Raw genomic sequence first — 729 nt, forward strand, 5'->3', positions numbered from 1 at the left:
TTGCCGGAAATTTTACCTGGAAAAATTTCTGCAAAAACATTCCAAGTAATAACATCGATCTAGCGCCTGGATTAAAAGCTAGTTTCTTCGGCTATCACTTCTGCGCACGCTTTAGGGCTAAGTCCTCCAAAAAAGGATAGGTATTTTAATGCATTTTTGAAGGGCAGTTCATTTGCACTGCTCTTTGATTCTTTATTTAAAATAGAGATTCAGGATTTCTCTGGGCATTATATGCGATAATTGTGGATAAATGGTTAAAATTTTGTTTTTTCGGCCCATTTATTGGAAACAAGAATACATTTTATAATTGAAATTCTCATATTTAATTATAACAAGAATGAAGTGAAATATACACATAGCCATGAAAACATTATTTTCATCTGAGAGGTATGAAATTAAAATAGCACTCATATATTTACTGGTTTCGGCCTGCTGGATCTTTTTTAGTAACTGGTTTCTGAATCAACTGGTTACTGATCCGAAGTTTTTAGCTGCACTTCAAACCTACAAGGGCCTGGGTTTTGTCCTGGTCACGACGGCTGTACTGTTTATCTTCATTCGCAGAGATGCACTCAAATTAAGAGCTAGCCGGAAGCGCATTACCCAGCTTCTGGAGGCGGAAAAAAGCAAACGGAATGAACTGGAAGAAGAGGTAGAACAGCTAGAGGTAATTCTACAAGAGGCCCCTTCGGCCATATGCATCTTGGAAGGTCCCGAGCACCGGTATAC

Annotated in this window: 1 pseudogene; it reads left to right on the plus strand. The window is 38.5% G+C overall.

Features of this window, described 5'->3' with window-relative positions:
- Positions 1-361: 361 nt before the first annotated feature.
- Positions 362-729, plus strand: a pseudogene (locus tag NC796_RS26640) (hypothetical protein); the annotation flags it as partial.

Origin of the sequence: Aliifodinibius sp. S!AR15-10, from assembly GCF_031569985.1 — a bacterium.
GTDB lineage: Bacteria > Bacteroidota > Rhodothermia > Balneolales > Balneolaceae > JAMQKA01.